Below are 25225 nucleotides of genomic sequence, written 5' to 3' on the forward strand. Positions count from 1 at the left end.
TGCTCTAACCAACTGAGCTATGAACGCAACGTTGTAGGTGACAACGGGGACGAATATTAGCGGCAGAGCGTGAAGGTGGCAAGAGGCAAATCGTAATTTTCTGCGCTATTTCTATCGTTTGCAGAGCTTTTAAGCAAATTGGCGATATTTTGTTGATTTGCAAGGGCGATTTTTGGCCAGAGATCATATTTAGATTTGATACAGCCGATTATCCCTCGACTCACAATGTAAAACAGAGACTTTGCCACCATATCAATTCTATCGTGGATAAATCCTTCGTAGCCTTTACACTTAGGTAGCGATAAAGGCACACAGATGCAGCATAGGAATAAGTCATGGGATCTGATGCAAAAAACTTGATTAGCGACGGGAAAGTGCAAATTGTTCATGCTGGAGACGTTATCGGCGCGACTCAACTTACTGATGGCGAGTTGATTGTTGAGGCAGGCGGAAGAGCAGAAAATACCGTGGTCACAGACGCTGGCTGGCTGAAAGTTGAAACTGGTGGAATCGCCAAATGTACACAGTACAGCAACAATGGCACGTTATCAGTCGGTGACGGCGCAATAGCCACTGACATTGTTCAGTCAGATGGTGGAGCGATTAGCCTCTCAACGCTCGCGACTGTTAATGGCCGCCATCCCGAGGGTGAATTTAGCGTTGATCAGGGCTATGCCTGCGGTTTATTGCTGGAGAATGGCGGTAATCTGCGGGTACTGGAGGGCCATCGCGCGGAAAAAATCATTCTGGATCAGGATGGTGGTTTGTTGGTCAACGGAACAGCATCAGCAGTTGTTGTCGATGAAGGTGGTGAACTGTTGGTTTACCCTGGCGGAGAAGCCATCAATGGTGAGATAAGCCACGGCGGCGTTTTTATGCTGGCAGGTAAAGCCAGTGATACGCTGATTGCGGGTGGCACCATGAATAATCTCGGTGGCGAAGACATTCATACTATCGTTGAGAATGGCGCCGTTTATCGCCTGGGGACAGATGGTCTGCAACTCTACAGTTCTGGTAAGACTAAAAACCTGACAGTTAAAACCGGTGGGCGGGCTGAAGTGCATGCCGGTACGCTGGAAAATGCAGTGGTACAAAGTGGGACAGTGATTGTGATGTCTCCCACCAGTGCGGATGAAAAATTCGTCGTAGAAGAAGACTGTGCTCCGGTTGAACTTACGGGGAGCGTTGCATTACAGGACGGCGCTTCTATGATTGTTGGCTATGGCGCTGATCTGAAACAATCAACGATTACGGTCCAGCAGGAAGGCATGTTGATCCTCGATGGCAGCACGGTTAAAGATGACAATGTCACTTTCTATGTTGGCAACCTGAATCTCGATGGCGGAAAAGTGTGGCTGATAACGTCAACAGCAACGTCTGTGCAGTTGAAGGTGAAACGTCTGCGAGGAGAAGGAACGATTTGCCTGCAAACCAGTGCGAAAGAAATTTCTCCAGAATTCATCAGTGTGAAAGGGGAAGTCAGCGGTGATATTCACGTTGAGATAACGGATGCCAGTCGGCAGCCTATTTGCAGCGCACTTAAATTGCAGCCGGACGAAGATGGCATTGGCGCAACGCTCCAGCCAGCCTAAAATTAAGGCGCAATCTTTGCGGATTGCGCCTCATTTTTTTATCGAGATGCACGTTGCAAAATGATAGCCGATGGTAGACGTTGCAAGAAACGCATACGTAGCATCATCATAATGGCAGCAGAAGTCAGACCGATAATAAAGCCTATCCAGAAACCTGCCGGCCCCATCGGCTCAACTACCAGATTGGTCAATGCCAGAATATAGCCACTTGGTAAGCCCAACACCCAATACGCGATAAAGGTAATGTAAAAAATAGATCGCGTATCTTTATAACCACGCAAAATCCCGCTACCGATTACCTGTATCGAGTCAGAAATCTGATACACCGCCGCCAGCAACATCAGGTGTGCAGCCAGTGTCACAACTTCTGGATTATCGTTATACAGAAGAGCGATCTGCTCCCGCAGCGAGATTGTAAAAATTGCCGTCATCGTTGCCATACAGACGCCAACCATAAGCCCGGTTCGTGCAGCAGTTTGCGCATCCAGCGTGGAACCCTGACCCAGACGATAACCCACACGGATAGTCACAGCCGCTGCCAGCGACATAGGAAGAACGAACATCAGCGAACTAAAGTTTAGGGCAATCTGGTGGCCTGCCACATCGACAATACCGAGCGGAGATACCAACAGCGCAACCACCGCAAACAGTGTTACTTCAAAGAACAGGGCCAGTGCGATAGGTAAACCCAGTTGCACAAGTCTTTTCATTACCGCCGGATCTGGTTTAGCGGTGCCTTTTTCGTTGCGGATATCGCGCATAGAACGGGCATGCTTAATATAGGAAACCATAGCAAGGAACATTACCCAGTACACCGCCGCAGTCGCCACACCACAGCCGACGCCGCCGAGTTCAGGCATACCGAAGTGACCATAAATAAAGATATAGTTAACCGGAATGTTCACCAGCAGGCCAATAAAGCCCATTACCATGCCCGGCTTGGTTTTTGCCAAACCTTCACACTGGTTACGAGCGACCTGGAAGAACAGATAGCCCGGAGCCCCCCACAATAGTGCACGCAGATAACCCACTGCTTTATCGGCGAGGGCCGGATCGATATTTTGCATGGAGCGGATGATATAACCCGCATTCCACAGCACCAGCATAATAAGCACGGAGACGAAACCGGCCAGCCAGAAACCTTGTCGCACCTGATGCGCAATACGTTCACGGCGACCGGAACCATTCAATTGCGCGATGACTGGCGTCATTGCCAGCAGCAGCCCGTGACCGAAAAGAATCGCCGGGAGCCAGATAGAAGTACCAATGGCGACTGCCGCCATGTCGGTGGCGCTATAGCCGCCCGCCATGACGGTATCGACAAAACCCATCGCTGTTTGGGCGATTTGCGCGAGAATCACCGGGATTGCTAATGCTAATAACAGACGCGCTTCACTAATGTATTTCTGCACGTGAACACCTTTTATATTGTTGTTATATGAGAGACTAAAAAACCGCCTGAATGGGCAGCAAAAAGAAGAAGCAGGGGAAATTCAGTCTATTGTAGCGAGGATTTATTAATTCTCCAGTGAAAAAATAACCACTCAACCCCCTTTACTGGTAAGGACGTTTCCCACCTGCTATTGTGCTGAACAGAATGTCCTAACTGATTTCAGGAGTTGTAAGTATGTTTACGGGGATAGTGCAGGGCACCGCGAAGTTGGTGTCGATTGACGAGAAAGCAAATTTTCGAACCCATGTAGTGGAATTACCTGATTACATGTTGGATGGTCTGGAGACAGGCGCTTCTGTCGCGCATAACGGTTGCTGCCTGACTGTAACGGAAATTAACGGCAACCGTATCAGTTTTGATCTGATGAAAGAAACGTTACGAATAACAAACCTTGGCGATTTAAACGTTGGGGATTGGGTAAACGTAGAACGAGCTGCTAAATTCAGCGATGAAATCGGCGGACATTTAATGTCAGGTCATATTATGACCACCGCAGAAGTATCGAAAATAATAACATCAGAAAATAACCACCAGATCTGGTTCAAAGTACAGGATGAGCAGTTAATGAAATATATCCTGTATAAAGGGTTTATTGGTATTGATGGCATCAGTCTGACGGTTGGTGAAGTGACAGCGACCCGCTTTTGTGTGCATTTAATTCCGGAAACGCTGGAACGTACCACTCTCGGTAAGAAAAAACTCGGTGCACGCGTCAATATCGAAATCGATCCTCAAACTCAGGCCGTGGTAGATACTGTTGAACGTGTGTTGGCGGCACGGGAAAAGAAATAAAGCTGCGTTTGAAATGACATCGCCCCCAAAATGGGGGCGATGAAATAATACTTAACGCGCCACGCGAAGGCCGCTTTCGACCCCACGTGAGAACACCACTTGCCAGAGCTGGATATCACGGGCGCGGAAGGCACCAGCGCAAGCATTCAGATAATACGTAAACATCCGTTTAAAGCGTTCACTGTAGTTATCGGCAATTTCCGGCCAGGCGGCGAGGAATCGTTCATACCAGGCCATCAACGTAGTGTCATAGTCAGCGCCAAAGTTATGCCAGTCTTCCATCACAAAGTGTGGTTCACTGGATTGCGCAATCTGGCGTACAGAAGGCAGGCAACCATTCGGGAAAATATATTTGTTAATCCACGGGTCAACATTCAGATCGGTTTTTTTCGAGCCGATAGTATGTAGCAGGAAAATCCCTTCTGGCTTCAGATTACGATCCACCACCTCAAAATAGGTATCGTAATTTTTCGGTCCGACGTGCTCGAACATACCAACCGAAACAATACGGTCAAACTGGTCGTTCAGGTCACGGTAATCCTGTAGCAAAATGGTGACATCCAGACCTGCGCAGCGTTCCTGGGCCATTTTCTGTTGTTCGGCAGAAATCGTGACACCAACCACACTTACGTCATAATTAGACGCCATGTAATGCGCCAGCCCGCCCCAACCGCAGCCGATATCCAGAACCCGCATGCCCGGTTTTAACTGCAACTTTTCACAAATCATTTTGAGCTTCGCTTGTTGGGCAGATTCCAGATTATAGGCATCTTTCCAGTAAGCGCAGGAATACTGCATGAAGGGATCCAGCATACGGCTGAACAGGTCATTACCAAGGTCGTAATGCTCTTTACCTACTATCCAGGCACGCTTTTTACTTTGCAGATTGAAGAGCCGTGCGCCAGCAATGCGTAGTGTGTCTTTGAAATGATGGGGGAGTTGGTTTTCAAGCCCAGCGCGTAAGACTTTGCTAAAAAACATATCCAGTCGGTCACATTCCCACCAGCCATCCATATAACTTTCGCCTAACCCCAACGATCCTTCCTGTAGAACGCGTTTAAAAAAATCGGGGTTTTTAACTCGAATATCTGCCGGGGCAGAGCCATTAATGGCGATGCCTGCACGGCTAAGTAATTCGTTGGCGATACGGTACCAGTTGTCATCCGGTACGCTGACTTCTTCTATACACGATGAACTCATAGTTTCTCCATCACTGGTCGGTGATCAGAACCTTAAAACAGCGTAGACGCTTTTTGGGCTTTGTGAGAAATCTCGCAGGAAAACCGCGAGTCTATAATCCGACGTAGAACAGAGGAAAGGAGGAACCCTTGCCGAAATGACCATCCATAGTGACCCGGGAACGCTCCTGTCCCCGTAAAAACATAATATTTATCGTAATATTAACAACTGGAACTCAGTATAGGCTGCTAATCTCAATCATACAACAAAATTTTGTTAGCAGCCTAAGTATAACGATATCGCTATAGATCAATGTGATTCACTATGTGCGACTTCCGTCTCACCATGATTCTGGCAGTGGGATTCAGGTTGATGTTGCATCTTATAGCCGATAGCAACCAGCACCACGGTTGATAACATCACGCTGGTTGTGGTGAACAGTGGCGTGCTGACGCTGATGAGCCAGGAAACCCCCAGGCTTGCGAGGAAGCACAGACCCAATTGCAGGGTATTCTGCAATGCAGCAGCGCGGCCAGTCGCATGCGGGAAGGGGCGTAGCGCCTGGGCGACCACAATCGGGTAGATTGCCCCGTTGGCAATGGCCATCACACAGAATGGGATCAGAATTTCGGCCAGCGACACATGGCTAATGAAGCCCGCAGCCCAGGTTGCTACCACGCTGACGGCAAACAGCGCCAGCAGCCACGGTAACAACTGCTTACCCTGCCATTTCTGCAATGCGGCGCGACAGCCGTAACCACCAATAAGAAACGCGATGGTTTGCGGAACATAACTTAATCCGATTACTGCCGGACTGTAGCCCATTTCGCTGAGGATAAACGGTGAACCGGTTAGCCAGGCAAAGAAACTGGCTGAACAGGCCGCATAAATCAGCACATTCCCGCGATAGGTTTTTGAACGCAGCAGATCGGTAAAGGTCAGTCCATCCTGACTATCATTGCGTGCTTTCGTGGTGGGTTTAAGCCAGAAAATGGGCAGAATCAGCACTACGGCAATGGCAAACAGAGTGGCGAAAATCGCCTGCCAGGAAAAATGGACCAGCAGCCAGCTACCTAACAGCGGAGCAAGCGCCGGAGAAAGCCCCACTAAAGGCATAATGGTCGCAAAAATACGGTTAACTTTTTGTGAAGGATAGTAATCCGTCACCAATGCCTGCCAGATAACGGCCGCGGCACAGACACCAACAGCTTGCACAAAACGCAATACCAGCAGTGTGGCAGCGTTTTCCACCCATAACATCCCCAGACTACCCAGCGCAAAAATTGTCAGGCCGATCAATAACACAGGTTTACGACCATAACGATCGGAGAGCGGCCCCCACAGGAGCTGGGCAGCGGCAAAACCGGCAAGGAACAGACTAAGGCTGGCACTGACAGCAGACGCAGGCGTTTGCAGGTCGGCCTGAATGGCGGCGAAAGCGGGCAGATACATATCGGTTGCCAGAAAACCGAGTACGCTCAAACCCGCCAGCCAGACTAAAAATCTTTTCCCAGGTTGCATGTATATTCTCTAAATTCCTCAATTAAACACCGTCGCAAAGTGTAGGGAGTGAAATTCCTGTTGTGAAACGGTAATATTTGATGACTGGTTTCAAAAATTTTGCAGGCAAACTATGTGGTCTGAGTATTCTCTCGAAGTGGTTGATGCAGTGGCGCGAAATGGCAGCTTCAGCGCTGCAGCCCAGGAGTTGCATCGCGTTCCTTCTGCGGTCAGCTATACCGTGCGTCAGCTGGAAGAGTGGCTGGCGGTGCCGCTTTTTGAACGGCGTCATCGTGACGTGGAACTGACCGCTGCCGGGGCGTGGTTTCTCAAAGAAGGGCGCTCTGTTGTCAAAAAAATGCAGATCACTCGCCAACAATGTCAGCAGATAGCGAACGGCTGGCGCGGTCAATTAGCTATCGCGGTAGATAATATTGTCAGGCCAGAACGCACGCGGCAGATGATTGTTGATTTCTATCGCCATTTTGATGACGTCGAACTTCTGGTTTTTCAGGAAGTGTTCAACGGCGTCTGGGATGCGCTTTCCGATGGGCGCGTGGAACTGGCGATTGGCGCGACACGAGCGATTCCGGTTGGGGGCCGTTACGCCTTCCGTGATATGGGGATGTTGAGCTGGAGTTGTGTTGTTGCCCGCCACCATCCGCTTGCGTCGATGAATGGGCCGCTCAGCGATGACACGTTGCGCAACTGGCCGTCGCTGGTGCGCGAAGACACGTCGCGGACGTTACCCAAACGAATTACCTGGCTGCTGGATAACCAAAAAAGGCTTGTCGTACCTGACTGGGAATCATCGGCAACCTGTATCTCGGCCGGTTTATGCATTGGCATGGTGCCGACGCATTTCGCCAAACCATGGCTTAATGAGGGAAAATGGGTGGCGTTAGAACTGGAAAATCCATTCCCTGATTCGGCATGTTGTCTGACCTGGCAGCAGAATGATATGTCGCCAGCGTTAACATGGTTGCTGGAGTATCTCGGTGATAGTGAGACGCTGAATAAGGAGTGGCTGCGGGAGCCGGAAGAGACTCCCGCAACGGATGATTAACGACGATAGTCGCGGAACGGACCGTCAGCCACGGAGCGGCGTTCAATAAGCCGCGGATGAACTTCGATAGACTGCGGTTCTTCGCGTTTGTTGACGATACGGTCCAACAGCATGTTGAACGCCGTTTCGCCCAGCGAATCTTTTGGCTGATGGATAGTGGTCAGCGCCGGGGTAAAGTAGCGGGCGTTGCGCACATTATCATAACCGATCAGCGAAACATCCTGCGGTACGCGCAGACCCATTTCATCAGCAGCGCAAAGTGCACCCATTGCCATGATATCGCCGCCACAGAAGACCGCAGTAGGGCGGTGTGGCTGCGACAGGATTTGTTGCATGGCGCGATAACCCGATTCAGGTTCAAAGTCACCCTGCACAATCCAGTTTTCCGGCACCTTGATCATCGCTTCTTCCATCGCCTTCATAAACCCTGCCAGACGACCCGCGCCGGTATTACGTTCCAGAGGACCAGGGATAACGCCGATTTCGCGATGACCGCGTTCAATCAGATAGCGTCCGGCCATGTAGCCGCCTTCAAACGCGTTATCGATGACCGCATCGGTAAAGTCGGCTTTTGCTTCGCCCCAGTCCATTACCACCATCGGGATATGGCGATACTCTTCCAGCATCGCCAGCAACGGTTCTGGATACTCAGAACACATGACCAGCAGGCCATCGACGCGTTTTTGCGCCATCATCGACAGATAGGCTCTCTGTTTCTCCAGATTGTTCCACGCGTTGCCGAGGATCAGCGTGTAACCTTTCTGGAAGCAATTTTTTTCAACCGCTTCGATGATCTCCGCGAAATAGGCTGCTTCGCTGCTGGTCGCCAGCAAGCCGATAGACTTGGTATGGTTAACCTTCAGGCTACGCGCTACCGCGCTAGGGGAGTAGTGTAATTCTTTAATCGCTGCCCACACGGCGTTGCGCGTTTCTTCAGCGACGAAACGAGTTTTGTTTATAACGTGTGACACAGTTGTAGTGGAAACGTTTGCTCGCTTCGCTACATCTTTTATTGTTGCCATTCCATTTCACTCCAGACCCTAACTTCAGCTCCTGCAAAATCGCAAGGTAAACGTTTGCCTTTACACACCTTACGCGCAACAAAAGTGTTGCGGTACGCCGGAAAAACGACACAGAGCGTCAGGAAGGGGTCAATGGCCAGTACGCAAATAGTGTAAGCGTGGAATTTTGGCCGATCTTGATGAAAAGGGGAAGTGGTAAAAACACTTATCATTATAAATGGCGGGAGATTTTTTCTTCACAGTGTGTAAAAATGCGTAATATCACTTTTTGTAGGGTAATAAAAAAGGAGAAAACTTGATGAGTACCGATCTTAAATTTTCACTGGTAACAACCATTATTGTCCTCGGTTTGATCGTGGCCGTAGGTTTGACTGCCGCGCTGCACTGATTTCCCTTCGAGGGAGCGCATCCTCCCTCGCACTCTCTTCCCTTTTGTTAGCAAAATGGCAAAAGTGTTTTCTCTTTTTGTTATTTTCAATTTTTTGTGATTGCTGTCATGCTTTCGCCACTTTGATGAATATCGTGTAATGACGCGAAGAGGTGGAGATTAGGCATGAAAATTAACTATCCGTTGTTGGCGCTGGCCGTTGGCGCGTTTGGTATCGGGACAACGGAGTTCTCGCCAATGGGCCTGTTACCCGTCATTGCGCGCGGTGTGGATGTCTCGATTCCTGCTGCGGGCATGTTAATCAGCGCCTATGCGGTTGGCGTGATGGTTGGCGCGCCGCTGATGACATTACTGCTGTCTCATCGCGCCAGGCGCAGTGCGCTTATTTTCCTGATGGCCATTTTCACTCTTGGCAACGTGCTTTCCGCCATCGCGCCGGATTATATGACGCTGATGCTTTCACGCATTTTGACCAGTCTGAATCACGGGGCATTCTTTGGTTTGGGTTCAGTCGTGGCCGCAAGCGTTGTGCCTAAACACAAACAGGCCAGCGCCGTCGCCACTATGTTTATGGGCTTAACTCTGGCAAATATTGGCGGTGTTCCTGCGGCGACCTGGCTTGGCGAAACTATTGGCTGGCGGATGTCGTTTCTGGCAACGGCGGGGCTGGGCGTGATTTCAATGGTTAGCCTGTTCTTCTCGTTACCGAAAGGCGGCGCAGGTGCGCGACCGGAAGTGAAAAAAGAGCTGGCGGTATTGATGCGTCCGCAGGTGTTATCAGCCTTGCTGACGACGGTACTAGGGGCTGGCGCAATGTTTACCCTCTACACCTATATTTCACCAGTACTGCAAAGTATCACCCACGCAACGCCGGTGTTCGTAACAGCCATGCTGGTGCTGATTGGCGTTGGGTTTTCTATCGGTAACTATTTAGGCGGTAAACTGGCAGATCGTTCGGTCAACGGCACGCTGAAAGGCTTTTTGTTGCTGCTGATGGTGATTATGCTGGCGATCCCGTTCCTGGCGCGTAATGAGTTTGGTGCGGCTATCAGCATGGTGGTGTGGGGCGCAGCAACCTTTGCGGTGGTACCGCCGTTACAGATGCGTGTGATGCGAGTTGCCAGCGAAGCGCCAGGGCTGTCTTCCTCAGTGAATATCGGTGCCTTTAACCTGGGTAATGCTCTGGGTGCCGCGGCAGGTGGCGCAGTGATTTCGGGTGGTCTGGGGTACAGTTTTGTGCCGGTGATGGGGGCGATTGTCGCAGGACTGGCATTGTTGCTGGTGTTTATGTCAGCCAGAAAACGACCTGAAGCAGTTTGCGTTGCCAACAGTTAATAAACGAAACGCAGAAGGGGATACCTTCTGCGTTACAGTTTGCAGGCAAAGTGCGATTTATCTTGCCGGATGCGGTGTTAACGCCTCATCCGGATAGACCCGATAAGCGTAGCGCATCAGGCAATGTTGCATTTGCCATCAGTTATTATGCAGCGAGATTTTTCGCTACGAATTCCCAGTTCACCAGCGCCCAGAAGTGCTCCAGATAGCCAGGACGCGCATTGCGATAGTCGATGTAATAAGCGTGTTCCCAGACATCAACGGTCAGCAGCGGGGTCGCATCGGTGGTCAGCGGAGTACCAGCATTAGAGGTAGAAACGATAGCCAGTTTGCCATCGCTGTTTTTCACCAGCCAGGTCCAGCCAGAACCAAAGTTTTTGATCGCAGCGTCAGTAAACTGTGCTTTGAAATCGGCAAAGCTACCGAAAGATGCGGCGATAGCTTCAGCGACTTTGCCAGTCGGTTCGCCACCGGCGTTCGGTGCCAGGCAGTTCCAGTAGAAAGTGTGGTTCCAGACCTGAGCTGCGTTGTTGAATACGCCACCTTCAGAGCTGCGAATAATCTCTTCCAGTGATTTACCTTCAAACTCGGTGCCTTTAATCAGGTTGTTCAGGTTAGTGACATAAGTCTGATGATGTTTGCCGTAGTGATACTCAATGGTTTCCGCAGAAATGTGCGGAACCAGAGCGTCTTTAGCATATGGTAGTGCAGGTAATTCGAATGACATTGCTACTCTCCTTTATTATTCATTGGTATACGCACAATAGCCTTATTGTGAGTACGGATAGGGTAGCAAATTAAAAGGTGATACAAAAGATGAACTTACCCTGTTGTCGTAACAACAGGGTAAAGTTTTAGCGAAGTGTTTTTGGGGTCATTACCCGACGAGCGCCAACATAGTGACGTTGCCAGTAATCTTCACTTAACGACGTGATTTGAATTTCCTGACCACTGCGTGGTGACTGAATAAATTTACCATTGCCAACATACACGCCTACGTGATCGGCAGTCCCACGCCCTTGCGTGCGGAAGAAGACCAGGTCGCCGTTTTTCAGTTCACTGCGATCGATAGGTGCCGCATCGCGCAGGTGATACATTTCGTTGGCCGTGCGCGGAATACGGATCTTAACCAGGTCTTTATAAGCGTAATAAACCAGTCCACTGCAATCAAAACCGGTACGCGGTGAACTCCCGCCCCAACGATATGGCTTGCCAATTTGCTGCATCAGTTTATTCATCGCCACTTTAGTGGCTTTCTGAACTTTGGCTTTGTGCGCATCGGCAATAGTGCCAGGGGAGGCATTTTTGACTTTCACGCAATGTGACTTATTGCCCTTACGTTTGGTGCACTTTTCTGTAAAGCTGGCAGACGCCGTTTTAGTGACAACATTTTTGCTTCGAGTTTTAGCGTTTTTAGAAGCGGTAATGGAGGATTTTTTAACGGAAGAAGCGGTTTTGCTTTTGGTCGTACTTTTACTGGCGACTTTTTTGGCGGTTTTCTGACTGGCTTTATTATTGGTCTTTTTGGTGGTTGCCGTGCTTTTCTTTTTATCTGCTTTTTTGGTGATATGAGTGGTAGCAGAACTCTCCCTGGCTTGCTTGGAAGCATAGGCCATAGGCATTAAAGGCAGGGTGGTAAAAAGTAAAGCACAGAGCGTGATCGAAATACGGTTTATCCGCGCCACTGAGCGTCCCTCTGTTAAGGCAGGTCTATCATGCCTGCGTCTGATTTACAAAACTTGATGATTCTAATGCATAGAAGAAGGGAAAGTTAATAGCTTTTATTGTTAAAAAATACGTTTCGTCGGCGAGCGCAAAAAAAGCAGCAGTGAAAGCTAAAAATGGTCACAAATACGCCAGCTTGCAGCGTGGCAGAGTAGAAACGAATATTTGAAATGCAACAAATAGAGCAAAGGGATAAAATAGCAAAAGCATGATGAAAATGTTATTTTCCGATGCCGCACTGACCCGCTACAATGTCAGATTACTGCCGTAAAGAAGTTTGAGGAAGCAAGACAATGAGCACCACTATCGAAAAAATCCAACGCCAGATTGCTGAAAACCCGATCCTGCTGTACATGAAAGGTTCACCGAAACTGCCGAGCTGCGGTTTTTCTGCTCAGGCAGTCCAGGCGCTTGCCGCTTGTGGCGAACGTTTTGCCTACGTTGATATCCTGCAAAATCCGGACATTCGTGCGGAACTGCCGAAATATGCTAACTGGCCGACTTTCCCGCAACTGTGGGTTGACGGCGAGCTGGTAGGCGGTTGTGATATCGTGATTGAAATGTATCAGCGTGGCGAACTGCAGCAGCTGATCAAAGAAACTGCTGCTAAATACAAGTCTGAAGAGCCGGATGCTGAATAATCCGTTTCGCAATACTGACGGATGCTAACCGGCATCCGTCAGTGCTTTTTATCCCCAATCCAGCCCTTGTGGCGAACTTGAAAATCCCGCCTCACGCAGCAGCGTAAACATCGGCGTTTGCCGGACCGGTTGGTCATTCACTTCTGTCAACGTAAAGCGTAGCCGTGGTTCTCGCCGTAACGCGGTGGTTAGCGCCAGGAAAACCTCCGGTGGTAATAATTCATCTTTTTCCTGCCAGACCAGCATTTTTTTGCCACCTTGCGCAAGATAAATCAATAATTTGCCGCCAGAAATGACCACCAGCGCGCCTGCCCGACGAGTCGGAACCAGCGTCGCCGGATGTGCAGGCCAGGGTAGCAGATTCCCCCACAAATTAGCCGGATCGTTGGCACTAAGGGCCACGGGCATATATTGTTGCGTCTGCGTGGCATGGGGCGCCAGGCCGCGCAGACGGTCAATGGTCTGGCGATCAGCAAATTGTGCACCACCCAAACCTTCAACAAATCGACCCCGCATAATTCGCCCGGAATCTTCCATACTGCGGCAAAGCGTTTGCATCGACGGAAATCCGCCAGGAATATTTTCAGCAATCACCGCCTGACGGCTGATGATTCCGTAGCGGTCGAGCATATTTTCCGCCAGCGCCAGCATCCTTTCGGTATCGTTTAGTGGCTCCACCTGCAATAACGACCAGCGTCCAGCCAGCTTTGGTGTGTTGTAAGATACCAACGGCATAGCTGACGGTGCATAAACCGGACGTCCACGACGAGCCCGGCTACTACGGCGAGTTGAAGGGCGTGCGCTGGTACTACTGCGGGTAAGGGCGCGCAACGGTGCCCAAATGTCACAGGTGATGACGCCTTGCCAGACCAGTTCCCAAAGCGCCTCTTGCAGGGCTGAAGGCTCTACTGGCTCGCCGATTATCTCGCCTGTTCGTTGGCTGATTTGTTGCGCAAACCAGGCGCCCCCGTCAGTCAGAACCGCGATAATTGCCAGCTGAAGCGCTGAACGTTTCGCCTGATCCTGTTCTGCGGGAATGAACGATTCGGCGGCAAATTCCCGTAAATGCAGTGCCACCAGACCGTCATCCTCACCGAGCTTTTTTTGCCCCGACCAGATAACCGTACCGGTTGCCAGCAGTTCATCGAGCATTTCTGGCGAGTAACCGCGTACGCGGGCGGGCAGGATCTGGCTTTCCCACAGCGAGGCGGGTAAACCGACACCAGCAAGCTGTTCAATAACCCGCATGACGCCATCCACGCCTTCATAAACGCCTGGCGATGTTGAGGCAAAGAGCGCCGGACTACCATCGGTGGCGGGGAGCACGCCCTGATGTTCCAGCAGCAATCGTGCATAGGCAATGGCGGGTACCGGACGCGTAGCTTCTCTGGCAGCCTGCAGGGAACGTAAACGCAAACGACGAAAAACTTCATCGCTCACCCAGATGTCTTGTTGCAAATTCATCACCAGCCCCTGTTCGCGCAATTGATGAAGTTGCTCTTCGACAATGGCAATACCGAGGCTAAACTCATGAGCCAGTTGTTCAGCCGTGACCAGAGCATGAGCCCGGAGATAGCGCAGAAAGAGATCGCGAAGCGGGTAATTGACACGGTGCAAGTAAATATCAGGCAGCGAGTCCGGCAGTTGCACTCCGAGAGCATCGCGTAATTTGGCCGCATCGTCCATACAGGCCAGATGCTCCTGAGCTGCCATGATCACCGGGAAGATTCTTTTTTCCGCCAGAAGATTTTCTACATATGTCTCAATCTCTTCACGGCGGCCTGTATGCCGTTGCGCCAGATCCTCAACGGTCATTGGCCCCAGTTCGCGCAACAGGTCGAAAAGACCTTCTTCACCTTTCGCTTTTCTGCCAGGGGCCAGTCGCTGTAACTCTTCTTCCACCTGACGAATGACCTGCGGGTCGAGTAACTCACCAGGATCAACCTGACCGAGTAGATTGCGCAACAATTCGCTGTCCAGAGACAGCACTGAAGCTCGCCGTTCTGCCAGCGGGGCGTCGCTCTGATACATAAATTCCGCCACATAGCCGAACAATAAACTGGCGGCGAAAGGCGAGGGCGTAGCGGTCGTTACATCGGATATTTGAATTTCGCCACCGTTCAGGCGACGCATCAAACGTTCCAGCGCGGGAAGGTCATACACATCCTGCAGGCATTCACGCAGAGTTTCGAGAATGACAGGAAAATCCGGATATCCCTGGGCGATTTCCAGTAACTGGCTGGCACGCAGCCGTTGTTGCCAGAGCGGGGTGCGATGGCCCGGTGTTCGGCCAGGCATTAATAATGCCCGCGCGGCGCATTCGCGAAAACGGGCGGCGAAAAGTGCTGAGTTGCCCACCGCCTCGCGGACAATTTGCAGCAACTTTTCCGGTTCAAACAAAAATATCGCGGCGTCAGGCAATTTGCCGTCGGTATCTGGAATGCGGGCGACAATACCGTCATCGCTGGCGACTACCGAGGCATCAGCGCCCCATAGCGCATGCAGTCGTCCGGCAATCGCCAGCGCCCACGGTTCATGCACTCGTCTTCCATAGGGAGAGTGTAAAATAATGCGCCAGTCGCCAATTTCATCACGGCAGCGTTCGAGAACCAGGTGGCGGCTTCCAGGGACAACGCCCGTAGCGTTACGCTGTTCGTCAATCAGCCCCTGAATATTGGCGAGTGTATTTTCTTCTGCCAGCCACGGCGGGATATTTCCGGAAAAGAACGCGCTATCTGCCAGCAAATGGAGAAAATCGCCGATCATTTCCCCCAATTCAGCGGGGCGTCCATTACCTTCGCCACGCCAGAAGGGAAGTCGGGCAGAGCGACCTGGTGCAGGTGTCACAATGACCTGATCGCGGGTGATTTGTTGGATCCGCCATGAGGTAGCGCCGAGAGTGATGATGTCATTCACTCGCGATTCATACACCATCTCTTCATCCAGTTCGCCCACCCGCCGCGAGCCTGTCTGTTCTTCACCTTCGGGTAATAACACACTGTACATGCCACGATCCGGAATGGTGCCACCGCTGGTAACAGCCAACAGCTGAGCGCCAGGTCGGGCGGTCAATATCCCCGTCTCCCTGTTCCAGACCAGTTTTGGTCGAAAAGCAGAAAAATCGCCTGAGGGATAGCGCCCGGAAAGCATATCCAGCGTGGCGTCAAAAACTCGTCTTGGCAGATCTTTCCACGGTGCAGCACGGCGTACGCGGGAGTACCATTCGTCTACCTGTAATGCATCCATCGCCGCGGCGGCAACGGTTTGCTGCGCAAGGACGTCGAGTGGATTATGCGGTGGCGTCAGGTTTTCCAGCCTGCCTGCAAACATACACTCGACAATGACGGCGGAATCGACTAAATCACGCCGGGTACGGGGGAAAAACAGCCCTTTAGATACACCGCCAACCTGATGTCCGGCGCGACCAATGCGCTGTAGTCCGCTGGCGACAGAAAGCGGCGTCGCCACCTGAATCACCAGATCCACCGCGCCCATATCAATCCCCAGTTCGAGACTGGAAGTCGCGACCACACAGCGCAATTCGCCTGATTTCAGTGCTTGTTCGGTTATCGCCCGTTGTTCTTTAGAGACGGAACCGTGGTGCGAGCGGGCAATGAAAACGTCGCTACTTTGTACGCGGTTAGAGGTTGCGCCGGAGGTAGACTCGAAATGAGCGGCGTCTATGGCGATGGCCGGGGAGCGCTGTAATCGTGCGGCGTAAAGCTCATTCAGCCGTGCCGTCAGTTTTTCCGCCAGGCCGCGAGAATTGGTGAAGACGATGGTTGAGCGATGGCGCAACACTTCATCAAGAATGCCGCTTTCAATATACGGCCAGATTGAGCCTTCTCTGCCCGCATGGCTGTCTTCCCCGGTGCTGCTGGCGACCGACGAGATATCATCCATATTGGCGACCGGTACGACAATCCGTATCTGCGGATGGCGCATTGCGGGCGGGTTGACTACAGTAACCGGACGATCGCCACCAAGAAATGCGGCCACATCGCTGGCTGAGCGTACAGTCGCGGAAAGTCCAATTCTCTGTGCTGAGGTGTGTAGCAGCGCATCGAGCCGTTCCAGGCTTAACGCCAGATGCGCACCGCGTTTGCTGCCCGCTACCGCGTGGACTTCATCAATAATTACCGTCTCGACGCCGCGTAGCGTTTCGCGCGCGCGGGAGGTCAGCATCAGATAGAGTGATTCGGGCGTGGTTATCAGAATATCCGGCGGATTGCGGGTCAGTTTGCTGCGTTCCTGCGCGGGCGTATCGCCAGTCCGGATCCCCACGCGAAGATTGACTTCCGTTTCGCCGCGCCGCCGCCGTTCCTCTGCAATGCCTTGTAACGGGATCTGCAAATTGCGCTGAACGTCGGTGCCTAAGGCTTTAATTGGTGAAATGTAGAGGATGCGTGAGGTTTTGCGTTTATGCGCCTCGCTGGCATGCTCGCCACCTTCGCGGATGAGCTGATCCAGTGCGTAGAGAAATGCTGCCAGCGTTTTCCCTGAGCCAGTCGGTGCAATCACCAGCGCATGTTCACCTCGTGCCGCCACATGCCAGGTTTGCGACTGGACAGCGGTCGGCTGTTTAAAGGCGCGAAGAAACCAGTCGCGGGTCGCCGGTGAAAACACGTCCGGCAGGGGCGATGAAGAGTTTGGATTATCTGCCATTAACGCTATTCCCCGTGAATATCATGCATGATGCGTGGAATAGCCTCACTATAGATGCCTGAATCATTGCATGTCATCAGGCATCGACTCGATTACACCTCTTCGGCGGCAGGCAGCGGCCAGCCTCCCAGACGTTTCCAGCGATTGACGATTTCACAAAACAGCACAGCAGTGCGTTCGGTGTCGTACAGCGCGGAGTGCGCCTGGGTGCTGTCGAAGTCCATACCCGCGGTCTGGCAGGCTTTTGATAATACGGTTTGTCCGAGTGCCAGCCCGGCCAGTGCCGCGGTGTCAAAAGTGGCGAAAGGGTGGAATGGGTTACGTTTCAGTGAGGCGCGTTCTGCGGCGGCCATCATAAAGCTGTGATCAAAATTGGCGTTGTGCGCCACCATAATGGCCCGGTTACAGCCGCTCGCTTTAATGCCTTTACGTACAACTTTAAAAATTTCGTGCAGCGCCTCGTATTCGCTGACCGCGCCGCGATCGGGATCGTTCGGGTCAATGCCGTTGAAGGCGAGGGCCTCTGGCTGCAAATTTGCGCCGACAAATGGTTCGACGTGGAAATGTAATGTGGTGTCCGGCATCAGCCAGCCTTGTTCATCCATTTTCAGGGTGATGGCGGCAATCTCAAGCAGCGCATCGGTTTTGGCGTTAAATCCGGCTGTTTCAACATCGATCACAACAGGATAAAAACCACGAAAACGGTCGCACAGACCGGTAAGTTGAGCGTTATCGGACATCTGATTCTCTTAATACGGATAAATTGCAGCGCGCATTATGACAAATATTACTTGTCGATGCAGTAAAGATGCGGGCGCGATGAGTTCGCGCCCGGCAGGAGATTAGTTGCCCAGACCGCGACCGGCGTCTTTCTCTTCGATTAATTCAATTTTGTAACCGTCCGGATCTTCCACAAACGCGATAACCGTAGTACCGCCTTTTACCGGACCCGCTTCACGGGTCACGTTACCCCCGTTTTGACGGATTTTTTCGCACGCTTCAGCGGCGTTATCAACGCTAAGCGCGATATGACCATAAGCAGTGCCGAGTTCGTATTTATCCACGCCCCAGTTGTAGGTCAGTTCAATTACCGCTTCTTCGGTTTCCGGGCCGTAGCCAACAAACGCCAGTGAGTATTTGTATTCCGGGTTTTCGCTGGTGCGCAGCAGTTTCATGCCCAGCACTTTGGTATAAAAATCGATGGAGCGTTGCAGATCGCCAACGCGCAGCATGGTATGAAGAAGACGCATCTTTATATCCTCAAAATGGCTAACAGATTCAAAATGTTGTTTTAGTATAGCGGCGGCTTTACGCCGCTCGCAATGTTGGATTATAGCGTAGGGTAATCGGTATAGCCTTCCGCGCCGCCACCGTAGAAACTTTCAGGACGTGGTGGATTAAGTTCGGCTTTACGTTGCAAGCGAGTGACCAGGTCTGGATTCGCAATCCAGTTACGACCAAATGCCACAGCGTCAATTAACCCTTTTTCGATGAGCATCTCTGCTTTTTCTGCTGAATAAGCCCCGGCACCGACAATCGGACCGTGGAAACGGGAACGCACTTTTTCGCGGAAGGCATCGGTATACGGTTCACCGCCAGCCCAGTCCGGTTCGGACAAATGCAGATAAGCAATACCACGTTTACCCAGTTGTTCAATCAGATACAGCGCATCGGCTTCTTCATCTGGACCATTGTCGAGATTGGCAAAAGTACCGATCGGTGAGAGACGGATACCAATGCGATCGGCTCCCCATTCTTTGATCCCGGCATCGACCACTTCCAGCACCAATCGCGCGCGATTTTCCACGCTGCCGCCATACTGATCGGTACGATGGTTAGAGGAGGGGGAGAGGAACTGATGTAGCAGATAACCATGTGCGCCATGCAGTTCGACCAGATCAAAACCTGCTTCGCGGGCATTGGCGATGGCCTGACGAAAATCGTTAACGATGCCAGGGATTTCTTCCAGTGTCAGCGCACGAGGCATGGAGGTTTCGACACGAATCGCTCGACCATTTTCATCACGCAGTGATGTCCGGGTCCCTGCACTAATGGCTGATGGAGCTACCGGAGCCTGACCACCAGGCTGCAAACTGCTGTGTGATACACGCCCGGTATGCCAGAATTGCACGGCCATATGACCGCCTTGTGCATGAACACCCGAGGTGATTTTTTGCCATGCGGCAATTTGTTCGGCACTGTAGAGCCCCGGCGCACCCGCATAGCCTTTTGCCTGGGCGGAAATTTGCGTTGCTTCACTGATGATCAAACCCGCACTGGCGCGCTGGCGATAGTATTCCGCCATCAACGGAGTAGGGATGTCACCCGGTTCTATATTGCGCAAACGCGTCAGTGGGGCCATAAAGATACGGTTTGCTACCGTGATTGCGCCCACTTTAAGCGGGGTATACAGCTTGTCATACGACATGGTGACTCCTGAGTAGACCGGTCGTCTAGCATTTGAGTAAAAAATAACGCCCTATTGTCCGGGCGTTGTGATCATAATTTTTGCGTGAGCCATCGCGCTTTCCAGCGGTGATGAACTTCGGGAAATCTTGGCCTGGAGCCTTGCACCCAACCAAAGAGAATGCAAAACTTCCGCCAGTGTTTGTGCGTCACCTTCAAACGACATACAGCCCTGACGGCGACCGCTCTCCAGTGTGTCCGCCAGCAGTGTGACAACCTGGCGTGTGCCTTTGTCCATTGCGATACGCATATCTTCCGATAAATCACACACTTCAGCCGATAACTTTACAGTCAAACAATCACTGATTTTACCCTGCAAAGAAAACTGGTTAATAGTTTGCTGGTAATAAGCCAGTAAATGGTCGCGGCAACTGCCCTCAGCAGCACTAAAATGTTGTTCCAGACGCTGAAGATGATTCGCAAAATAGCGTTCAAGCATCGCAACGCCAAAGGCTTCTTTGGACCGAAAATAGTGGTAGAAGGAACCTTTCGGAACTTCCGCCGTTTTTAACAGTTCGCTAAGTCCCATCCCAACAAAACCGCGCTGTAAGCAGAGTGCCTCACCGGTTGCCAGAATATGTTCGCGGGTATTGTGTTCAGTATGTTTGCTCATGGCGAGTTAATCTAATAGACCAGTCGGTCTAATGCAATCGCTTTTTATCTGAGATCCGTTTCGGGACAAAGGTTGCGATGTGAATCATTAACGTCTTCAATGAACAGAAGTGAAATGACAGGAGACTAGCGTGGCGGAGCAATTAGAGTTCTTTCCCGTCCAGAGCCCGTGCCGGGGAATTTGCCAGTCTGACGAACGCGGATTTTGTCGCGGCTGTTTTCGAAGCCGGGATGAACGTTTTAACTGGAATAATATGAGCGATGGCGAAAAACAAGAGGTGCTGCGCCTTTGTCGGCAGCGGCTGATGCGCAAATTACGCGCGAATAAACCAACGTCATCAGATGAACCGGAGCAACCATCACTCTTTTGAGCATAATCTTGCGTATACTCCTCTCATATCTGATAAGAGGAAGCGATTATGGTTCAGCGTATTACTATTGCGCCGCAAGGCCCGGAGTTTTCCCGTTTTGTGATGGGCTACTGGCGACTAATGGACTGGAATATGTCTGCCCGTCAGTTGGTTAGCTTTATTGAGGAGCATCTGGATCTCGGCATTACCACCGTGGACCATGCTGATATATATGGCGGCTATCAGTGCGAAGCGGCGTTTGGCGAGGCGCTGAAGCTGGCGCCGCATCTGCGTGAACGGATGGAAATCGTCAGTAAATGTGGCATCGCGACGACTGCTCGTGAAGAAAATGTCATTGGTCATTACATCACTGACCGCGACCATATTATTAAAAGCGCCGAACAGTCGCTGATTAATCTCGCGACCGATCATCTGGATTTGCTGTTAATCCACCGTCCCGACCCGTTGATGGATGCCGATGAAGTGGCGGATGCGTTTAAACATCTGCATCAGAGCGGCAAAGTGCGCCATTTTGGCGTATCCAACTTCACGCCTGCGCAATTTGCCCTGTTGCAATCACGCCTGCCGTTTACTCTTGCGACCAATCAGGTGGAAATATCCCCGGTGCATCAGCCGTTGCTGCTAGATGGTACGCTCGATCAGCTACAACAACTGCGTATTCGTCCAATGGCGTGGTCGTGCCTTGGTGGTGGGCGTCTGTTCAATGATGATTATTTCCAGCCGCTGCGGGATGAACTTGCTGTGATAGCCCAGGAATTAAACGCCGCCACGATTGAGCAGGTTGTTTATGCCTGGATATTACGTCTACCGTCGCAACCGTTGCCGATCATTGGCTCTGGTAAAATTGAGCGCGTACGGGCTGCTGTAGAGGCTGAAGCCCTGAAAATGACGCGTCAGCAGTGGTTCCGTATCCGTAAAGCTGCATTAGGTTACGACGTACCGTAAGCACTTTTAGGATTAGCCGCCGTTCAAATATGTGTCACTGGTTTACACTTAACGGGTATGCACAATGAACGGAGGTCCTATGAAGCGTTTTAGTCTGGCTATCCTGGCGCTGGTTGTTGCGACCGGCGCACAAGCCGCCAGTGAAAAAGTCGAGATGAACCTCGTTACGTCGCAAGGGGTTGGGCAGTCAATAGGTAGCGTAACTATTACTGAAACCGATAAAGGTCTAGAGTTTTCACCCGATCTGAAAGCATTACCCCCCGGTGAGCATGGCTTTCATATTCATGCCAACGGAAGCTGTCAACCAGCAACGAAAGATGGCAAAGCGGCTGCGGCAGAATCTGCAGGCGGGCATCTTGATCCACAAAAAACCAACAAGCATGAAGGGCCGGAAGGTGCGGGGCATTTAGGCGATCTGCCTGCGCTGGTGGTCAATAATGACGGCAAGGCGACCGATGCCGTTATTGCGCCTCGTCTGAAATCACTCGATGAAATCAAAGACAAGGCGCTGATGATCCACGTTGGCGGCGATAATATGTCCGATCAACCTAAACCGCTGGGCGGTGGCGGTGAACGCTATGCTTGTGGTGTTATTAAGTAGTTAAGAGGCCAGCGTACCTTGCGGCGGTGCTTGCTCCAGTTGCGAAAGCGAGCAGTATAGTCTCCAGATAATCGCTGCCAGCTCACGGGCGGCAGGCTGATGATGCCGGGCAAGGCTGTCACAAATCCGCTGTAATTCTTCAAGTGTGGCTGCCAGCGATTTTTGCTGAACGCCACGCTCACTCATCACTCCCCGCAACAGCGAAATACAGTTATCCCGCACTTGTGATAACGGATCAGAACGTGACTCCCACTCGCGTAATTGCCAGACAACATGCGAACAGTTCAGTAGCACCACCCCCCAACGTAATAACCAACGGCGCGCCAGCGCATCCTGGCTGTTGCTCAACTGACTGACGTGATGATAAGTGAGAGATTCAAATTCGTTCTCGCTGTGTATCGGACGACGGCTGAGTTGATCGACAAAATCCCGGCGCAGGGCGCGAATATGGCGACGGCTTTTGCGGGCATCCGACCCAGGTCGCAGAATGGCAAACGCTAACCACGCCAACGCCACGCCAACGATTTTCGCCAGATTATCATTGAGAAAATCGGCAAAATCATACACCGGCGGGTTGGTAACGGCGATAAACGAGCCCATAAAAACAATCAGTTGCCCCCATAATGCGGCTTGTTTTGGTATTTGTATCTTGAGTAGCTGCATCGTTGCCAGCAGGGGGAAAAGAAACAGCAAAAATTGCCACAGCTCGCTAATTTGAATCATCAGGCCAAATTTAACCACAAAGCTAAAGAACGACAGCAATACCAGCGTGCGCATCAGCAGCGTCAATGACTTAAACGGCGCTGCAACGGCGGAATAAAGGACGCAGCTAATCGCAGCCAGGGTTAAGGCATTGGCTCCGGCATCCCATTGCGAGGCAATACTCCACGCCCCAATCAACATCAACGTACAAAATGTCCGCAGCCCGCTCCACATGGCTTCTGCATTATCGGTATGACGAGCCAGCCCGGACGCGCGAGGGAGTCTGGTTTGATCATCTACGCCGCTTTGCAGATGATGTAATTCCTGACTACTTTGCAGATAAAGGCGGCAAAAATAACGTAGTCGCTGCCAGAAGGCGACGTGCCGGTAGTCAGCTGAGTTCGTCGGGCGTAACGGGGCAATAATGCGTGCGACGGTGTAAAAATCCGTTTGCCCGCTGGCGAGGGCCGTTAGCAACTGTTCAAGAATTTCCCGTATAGCACCAGGGGGTGATGGCCAGTTGAGCAACATACGCCGCAAGCTCGAAATGACGCTGGTCATGCGTAACTGCTGGTGGAGTAACGCATTGAGGCGCGCGTTTTGCTGGCGGAAGCGATAGTGGCTCCAGAAAGCCTGGATACGCAGCAAATTCATGGTCAGTATTTGCCCAATCACCCCTTCATGTGCGGTACGAATGGCATCGGTTGTTTCAGGCTGCCAGAGTAAACTGGCATGTTCCAGTAAACGTGCGTGCATGTTTTTCAATGCGGTTAAAAGGGCAGTGGCATCGGAAGTGCTCGGCAGAATCATCATCATCATCCCACCGCAGAGAATACCGACGATCACTTCGCAAACGCGCGCCTGGGCGATGTCCCACAACTGGCTTGCTTCAGTGATATTGACCATCGGGAAGGCGATAATCGCAGCTGTGTAACCCGCCAGTTGAAACGCATAGGCCACGTTATTCGTGAAATGCGCGCAGGCCCAGGTACAAAAACCAAGCCATGCCGACATGCTCAACAGGAAGAACCACGGTTCGTTAAGAGTATGCCCGGCAAGGATTAGCGCCGCGATAGCCCCCAGCAAACTGCCAGCGATGCGCCCCAGGCTTTTGCTGATGACACCGCCAACTGTCGGAAAGCTCACTACCGCGGCTGACGTCATCGCCCAATAGGGCTCGTCCAGATTTAAATAATAAGCAACAGTCAGCGCCAGACACATGGCAAGGGTATTGCGCAACGCATAGCGCCATTGTGCCAGCGTGGCCTTAAACCAGGGCAGGTTACGCAGGGACCATGACCAGGCGTTCATTACTGACCTACTGCGATACTACAGGTCGTGCCGGATACCAGCGTGACATCGCTGGGAACATTATCAAGGGCAAAGCGAACCGGGACGCGCTGGGCGAGGCGAACCCAGGGAACGTTAGGTTTAACGTCTGGAATCAGGCTGGAATCGTTTTCCACACTCTGATCATAAATTGCCCGACCGATACTGGAGACGTGACCCTGTAACGTTTTGTTGTCGCTATAGAGCGTAATGTGTGCTGGCGCACCGTCGCGGATATGCCGCAATTTGGTTTCTTCAAAATAACCAATGACGTAAAACGAGTGACTGTCCACGAGGGCAAACAGCGGTTTTCCTGTGTCAGCGTAGTCGCCGATGCGGGTAGTGAGGTTGGTGACCCATCCGCTGACCGGGGCGCGAATTTCCGTTTGTGCCAATTGCCATTGTGCTTGTTTCAGCGTTGCTTGTGCGGCATCGACACTGGCCTGCATCGCTTTAACATTGAGGTTTGCCGTATCCAGTTCTTCGGCAGAGATAAAATTTTGCGAGAGATGACGGCGGCGGTTGGCCTCATTATTGGCTCTGGCAAGATCAGATTGCGCTTTCGCCAGTTGGGCCTGGGCATTCAGTTCGGCAATCTGGAAGGGTGTTTTATCGATAGTGAACAGAATATCGCCAGCGTTAACCAACTGGTTGTCTTTTATATTCATCGCAACAATACGTCCGGACACTTGTGGGGTGATAGCGACCTGTTCCGCGCGTATTTTGCCATCCCGCGTCCATGGTGATTGCATGTAATAGTTCCAGAGCCACCATCCGGCGAGAACGGCAACTACTGCTACAATTATTGTTGAGAAATACTTAATGGTTTTAATTGACATAG

The 25225-nt window shown here is 51.6% G+C and carries 22 protein-coding genes; 9 read left to right on the forward strand and 13 right to left on the reverse strand.

Annotation, left to right across the window (positions count from 1 at the left end; all coding sequences use genetic code 11):
- Positions 1-335: 335 nt before the first annotated feature.
- Positions 336-1592: an AIDA repeat-containing protein gene (locus FEK66_RS17300; protein WP_135493926.1), complete on the forward strand. Its 1257-nt coding sequence runs from the start codon at positions 336-338 to the stop codon at positions 1590-1592.
- Between the two features lie 38 nt (positions 1593-1630).
- Here FEK66_RS17300 and mdtK read toward each other — a convergent pair whose 3' ends face one another.
- On the reverse strand, positions 1631-3004 hold the full coding sequence (gene mdtK / locus FEK66_RS17305) for a multidrug efflux MATE transporter MdtK (RefSeq protein ID WP_130208206.1): 1374 nt from the start codon (positions 3002-3004) through the stop codon (positions 1631-1633).
- Between the two features lie 215 nt (positions 3005-3219).
- Here mdtK and FEK66_RS17310 point away from each other — a divergent pair, with 215 nt between their 5' ends.
- Complete coding sequence (locus FEK66_RS17310) at positions 3220-3837, forward strand: riboflavin synthase (protein ID WP_064530047.1); 618 nt, start codon at positions 3220-3222, stop codon at positions 3835-3837.
- 51 nt (positions 3838-3888) lie between these two features.
- On the opposite strand, the gene cfa is transcribed toward FEK66_RS17310, so the two are convergent.
- Positions 3889-5037 carry a cyclopropane fatty acyl phospholipid synthase gene (gene cfa, locus FEK66_RS17315; protein ID WP_130208204.1) on the reverse strand — a complete coding sequence of 383 codons (1149 nt, stop codon included), beginning with the start codon at positions 5035-5037 and terminating at the stop codon, positions 3889-3891.
- A gap of 288 nt (positions 5038-5325) precedes the next feature.
- Complete coding sequence (gene punC, locus FEK66_RS17320; RefSeq protein WP_130208202.1) at positions 5326-6537, reverse strand: purine nucleoside transporter PunC; 1212 nt, start codon at positions 6535-6537, stop codon at positions 5326-5328.
- A gap of 112 nt (positions 6538-6649) precedes the next feature.
- On the opposite strand from punC, the gene punR reads away from it, so the two are divergent.
- Positions 6650-7582, forward strand: coding sequence for a DNA-binding transcriptional activator PunR (gene punR, locus FEK66_RS17325; RefSeq protein WP_130218967.1), 933 nt, complete (start codon positions 6650-6652; stop codon positions 7580-7582).
- On the opposite strand, the gene purR is transcribed toward punR, so the two are convergent.
- Positions 7579-8604: an HTH-type transcriptional repressor PurR gene (gene purR / locus FEK66_RS17330; protein WP_000190978.1), complete on the reverse strand. Its 1026-nt coding sequence runs from the start codon at positions 8602-8604 to the stop codon at positions 7579-7581. The two genes, punR and purR, sit on opposite strands and share 4 nt — an antisense overlap.
- Before the next feature lie 298 nt (positions 8605-8902).
- Between purR and cydH the strand changes: the two genes are divergently transcribed.
- Positions 8903-8992 (forward strand): cytochrome bd-I accessory subunit CydH, encoded by a 90-nt coding sequence (gene cydH / locus FEK66_RS17335; protein ID WP_000102278.1) that lies wholly within the window; start codon positions 8903-8905, stop codon positions 8990-8992.
- A 165-nt stretch (positions 8993-9157) separates the two neighbouring features.
- On the forward strand, positions 9158-10327 hold the full coding sequence (locus FEK66_RS17340) for an MFS transporter (protein WP_135493924.1): 1170 nt from the start codon (positions 9158-9160) through the stop codon (positions 10325-10327).
- Positions 10328-10472: 145 nt separating this feature from the next.
- On the opposite strand, the gene sodB is transcribed toward FEK66_RS17340, so the two are convergent.
- Positions 10473-11054, reverse strand: a complete 582-nt coding sequence (gene sodB / locus FEK66_RS17345; protein WP_130208196.1) for a superoxide dismutase [Fe] — start codon at positions 11052-11054, stop codon at positions 10473-10475.
- Between the two features lie 127 nt (positions 11055-11181).
- Positions 11182-12012, reverse strand: coding sequence for a C40 family peptidase (locus FEK66_RS17350; protein ID WP_138211511.1), 831 nt, complete (start codon positions 12010-12012; stop codon positions 11182-11184).
- Positions 12013-12345: 333 nt separating this feature from the next.
- Here FEK66_RS17350 and grxD point away from each other — a divergent pair, with 333 nt between their 5' ends.
- Positions 12346-12693 (forward strand): monothiol glutaredoxin 4, encoded by a 348-nt coding sequence (gene grxD / locus FEK66_RS17355; protein WP_000108172.1) that lies wholly within the window; start codon positions 12346-12348, stop codon positions 12691-12693.
- 48 nt (positions 12694-12741) lie between these two features.
- Here grxD and FEK66_RS17360 read toward each other — a convergent pair whose 3' ends face one another.
- The 5 genes from FEK66_RS17360 to FEK66_RS17380 all read right to left on the reverse strand — a co-directional run bounded on the left by FEK66_RS17360 (position 12742) and on the right by FEK66_RS17380 (position 20437).
- Complete coding sequence (locus FEK66_RS17360; protein WP_135493922.1) at positions 12742-17358, reverse strand: ATP-dependent helicase; 4617 nt, start codon at positions 17356-17358, stop codon at positions 12742-12744.
- Between the two features lie 92 nt (positions 17359-17450).
- Positions 17451-18098, reverse strand: a complete 648-nt coding sequence (gene rnt, locus FEK66_RS17365; protein WP_001282281.1) for a ribonuclease T — start codon at positions 18096-18098, stop codon at positions 17451-17453.
- Positions 18099-18200: 102 nt separating this feature from the next.
- Positions 18201-18608 carry a lactoylglutathione lyase gene (gene gloA / locus FEK66_RS17370; RefSeq protein ID WP_001237796.1) on the reverse strand — a complete coding sequence of 136 codons (408 nt, stop codon included), beginning with the start codon at positions 18606-18608 and terminating at the stop codon, positions 18201-18203.
- 80 nt (positions 18609-18688) lie between these two features.
- Positions 18689-19786 carry an alkene reductase gene (locus FEK66_RS17375; protein WP_131161200.1) on the reverse strand — a complete coding sequence of 366 codons (1098 nt, stop codon included), beginning with the start codon at positions 19784-19786 and terminating at the stop codon, positions 18689-18691.
- Positions 19787-19837: 51 nt separating this feature from the next.
- The gene (locus FEK66_RS17380) at positions 19838-20437 is read right to left on the reverse strand and encodes a TetR/AcrR family transcriptional regulator (RefSeq protein ID WP_130208188.1); all 600 of its coding nucleotides are present in this window, start codon (positions 20435-20437) and stop codon (positions 19838-19840) included.
- A gap of 130 nt (positions 20438-20567) precedes the next feature.
- Here FEK66_RS17380 and FEK66_RS17385 point away from each other — a divergent pair, with 130 nt between their 5' ends.
- The 3 genes from FEK66_RS17385 (at position 20568) to sodC (ending at position 22353) form a co-directional block, all read left to right on the forward strand.
- Positions 20568-20807: a DUF1289 domain-containing protein gene (locus FEK66_RS17385; protein WP_024258169.1), complete on the forward strand. Its 240-nt coding sequence runs from the start codon at positions 20568-20570 to the stop codon at positions 20805-20807.
- A gap of 48 nt (positions 20808-20855) precedes the next feature.
- Positions 20856-21752 carry an aldo/keto reductase family oxidoreductase gene (locus FEK66_RS17390; RefSeq protein WP_130208186.1) on the forward strand — a complete coding sequence of 299 codons (897 nt, stop codon included), beginning with the start codon at positions 20856-20858 and terminating at the stop codon, positions 21750-21752.
- A 79-nt stretch (positions 21753-21831) separates the two neighbouring features.
- The gene (gene sodC / locus FEK66_RS17395; protein WP_130260584.1) at positions 21832-22353 is read left to right on the forward strand and encodes a superoxide dismutase [Cu-Zn] SodC; all 522 of its coding nucleotides are present in this window, start codon (positions 21832-21834) and stop codon (positions 22351-22353) included.
- On the opposite strand, the gene FEK66_RS17400 is transcribed toward sodC, so the two are convergent.
- Together FEK66_RS17400 and FEK66_RS17405 are read right to left on the reverse strand one after the other, a co-directional pair.
- Positions 22354-24366 (reverse strand): FUSC family protein, encoded by a 2013-nt coding sequence (locus FEK66_RS17400; RefSeq protein ID WP_135493920.1) that lies wholly within the window; start codon positions 24364-24366, stop codon positions 22354-22356. It lies immediately after the preceding gene.
- Positions 24366-25223 carry an HlyD family secretion protein gene (locus FEK66_RS17405; protein ID WP_130260586.1) on the reverse strand — a complete coding sequence of 286 codons (858 nt, stop codon included), beginning with the start codon at positions 25221-25223 and terminating at the stop codon, positions 24366-24368. Before FEK66_RS17405 ends, FEK66_RS17400 begins: the two co-directional genes overlap by 1 nt.
- Between the last annotated feature and the right edge of the window lie 2 nt (positions 25224-25225).

It is taken from the genome of Escherichia sp. E1130 (assembly GCF_005781065.1).
Classification (GTDB): Bacteria; Pseudomonadota; Gammaproteobacteria; order Enterobacterales; family Enterobacteriaceae; genus Escherichia.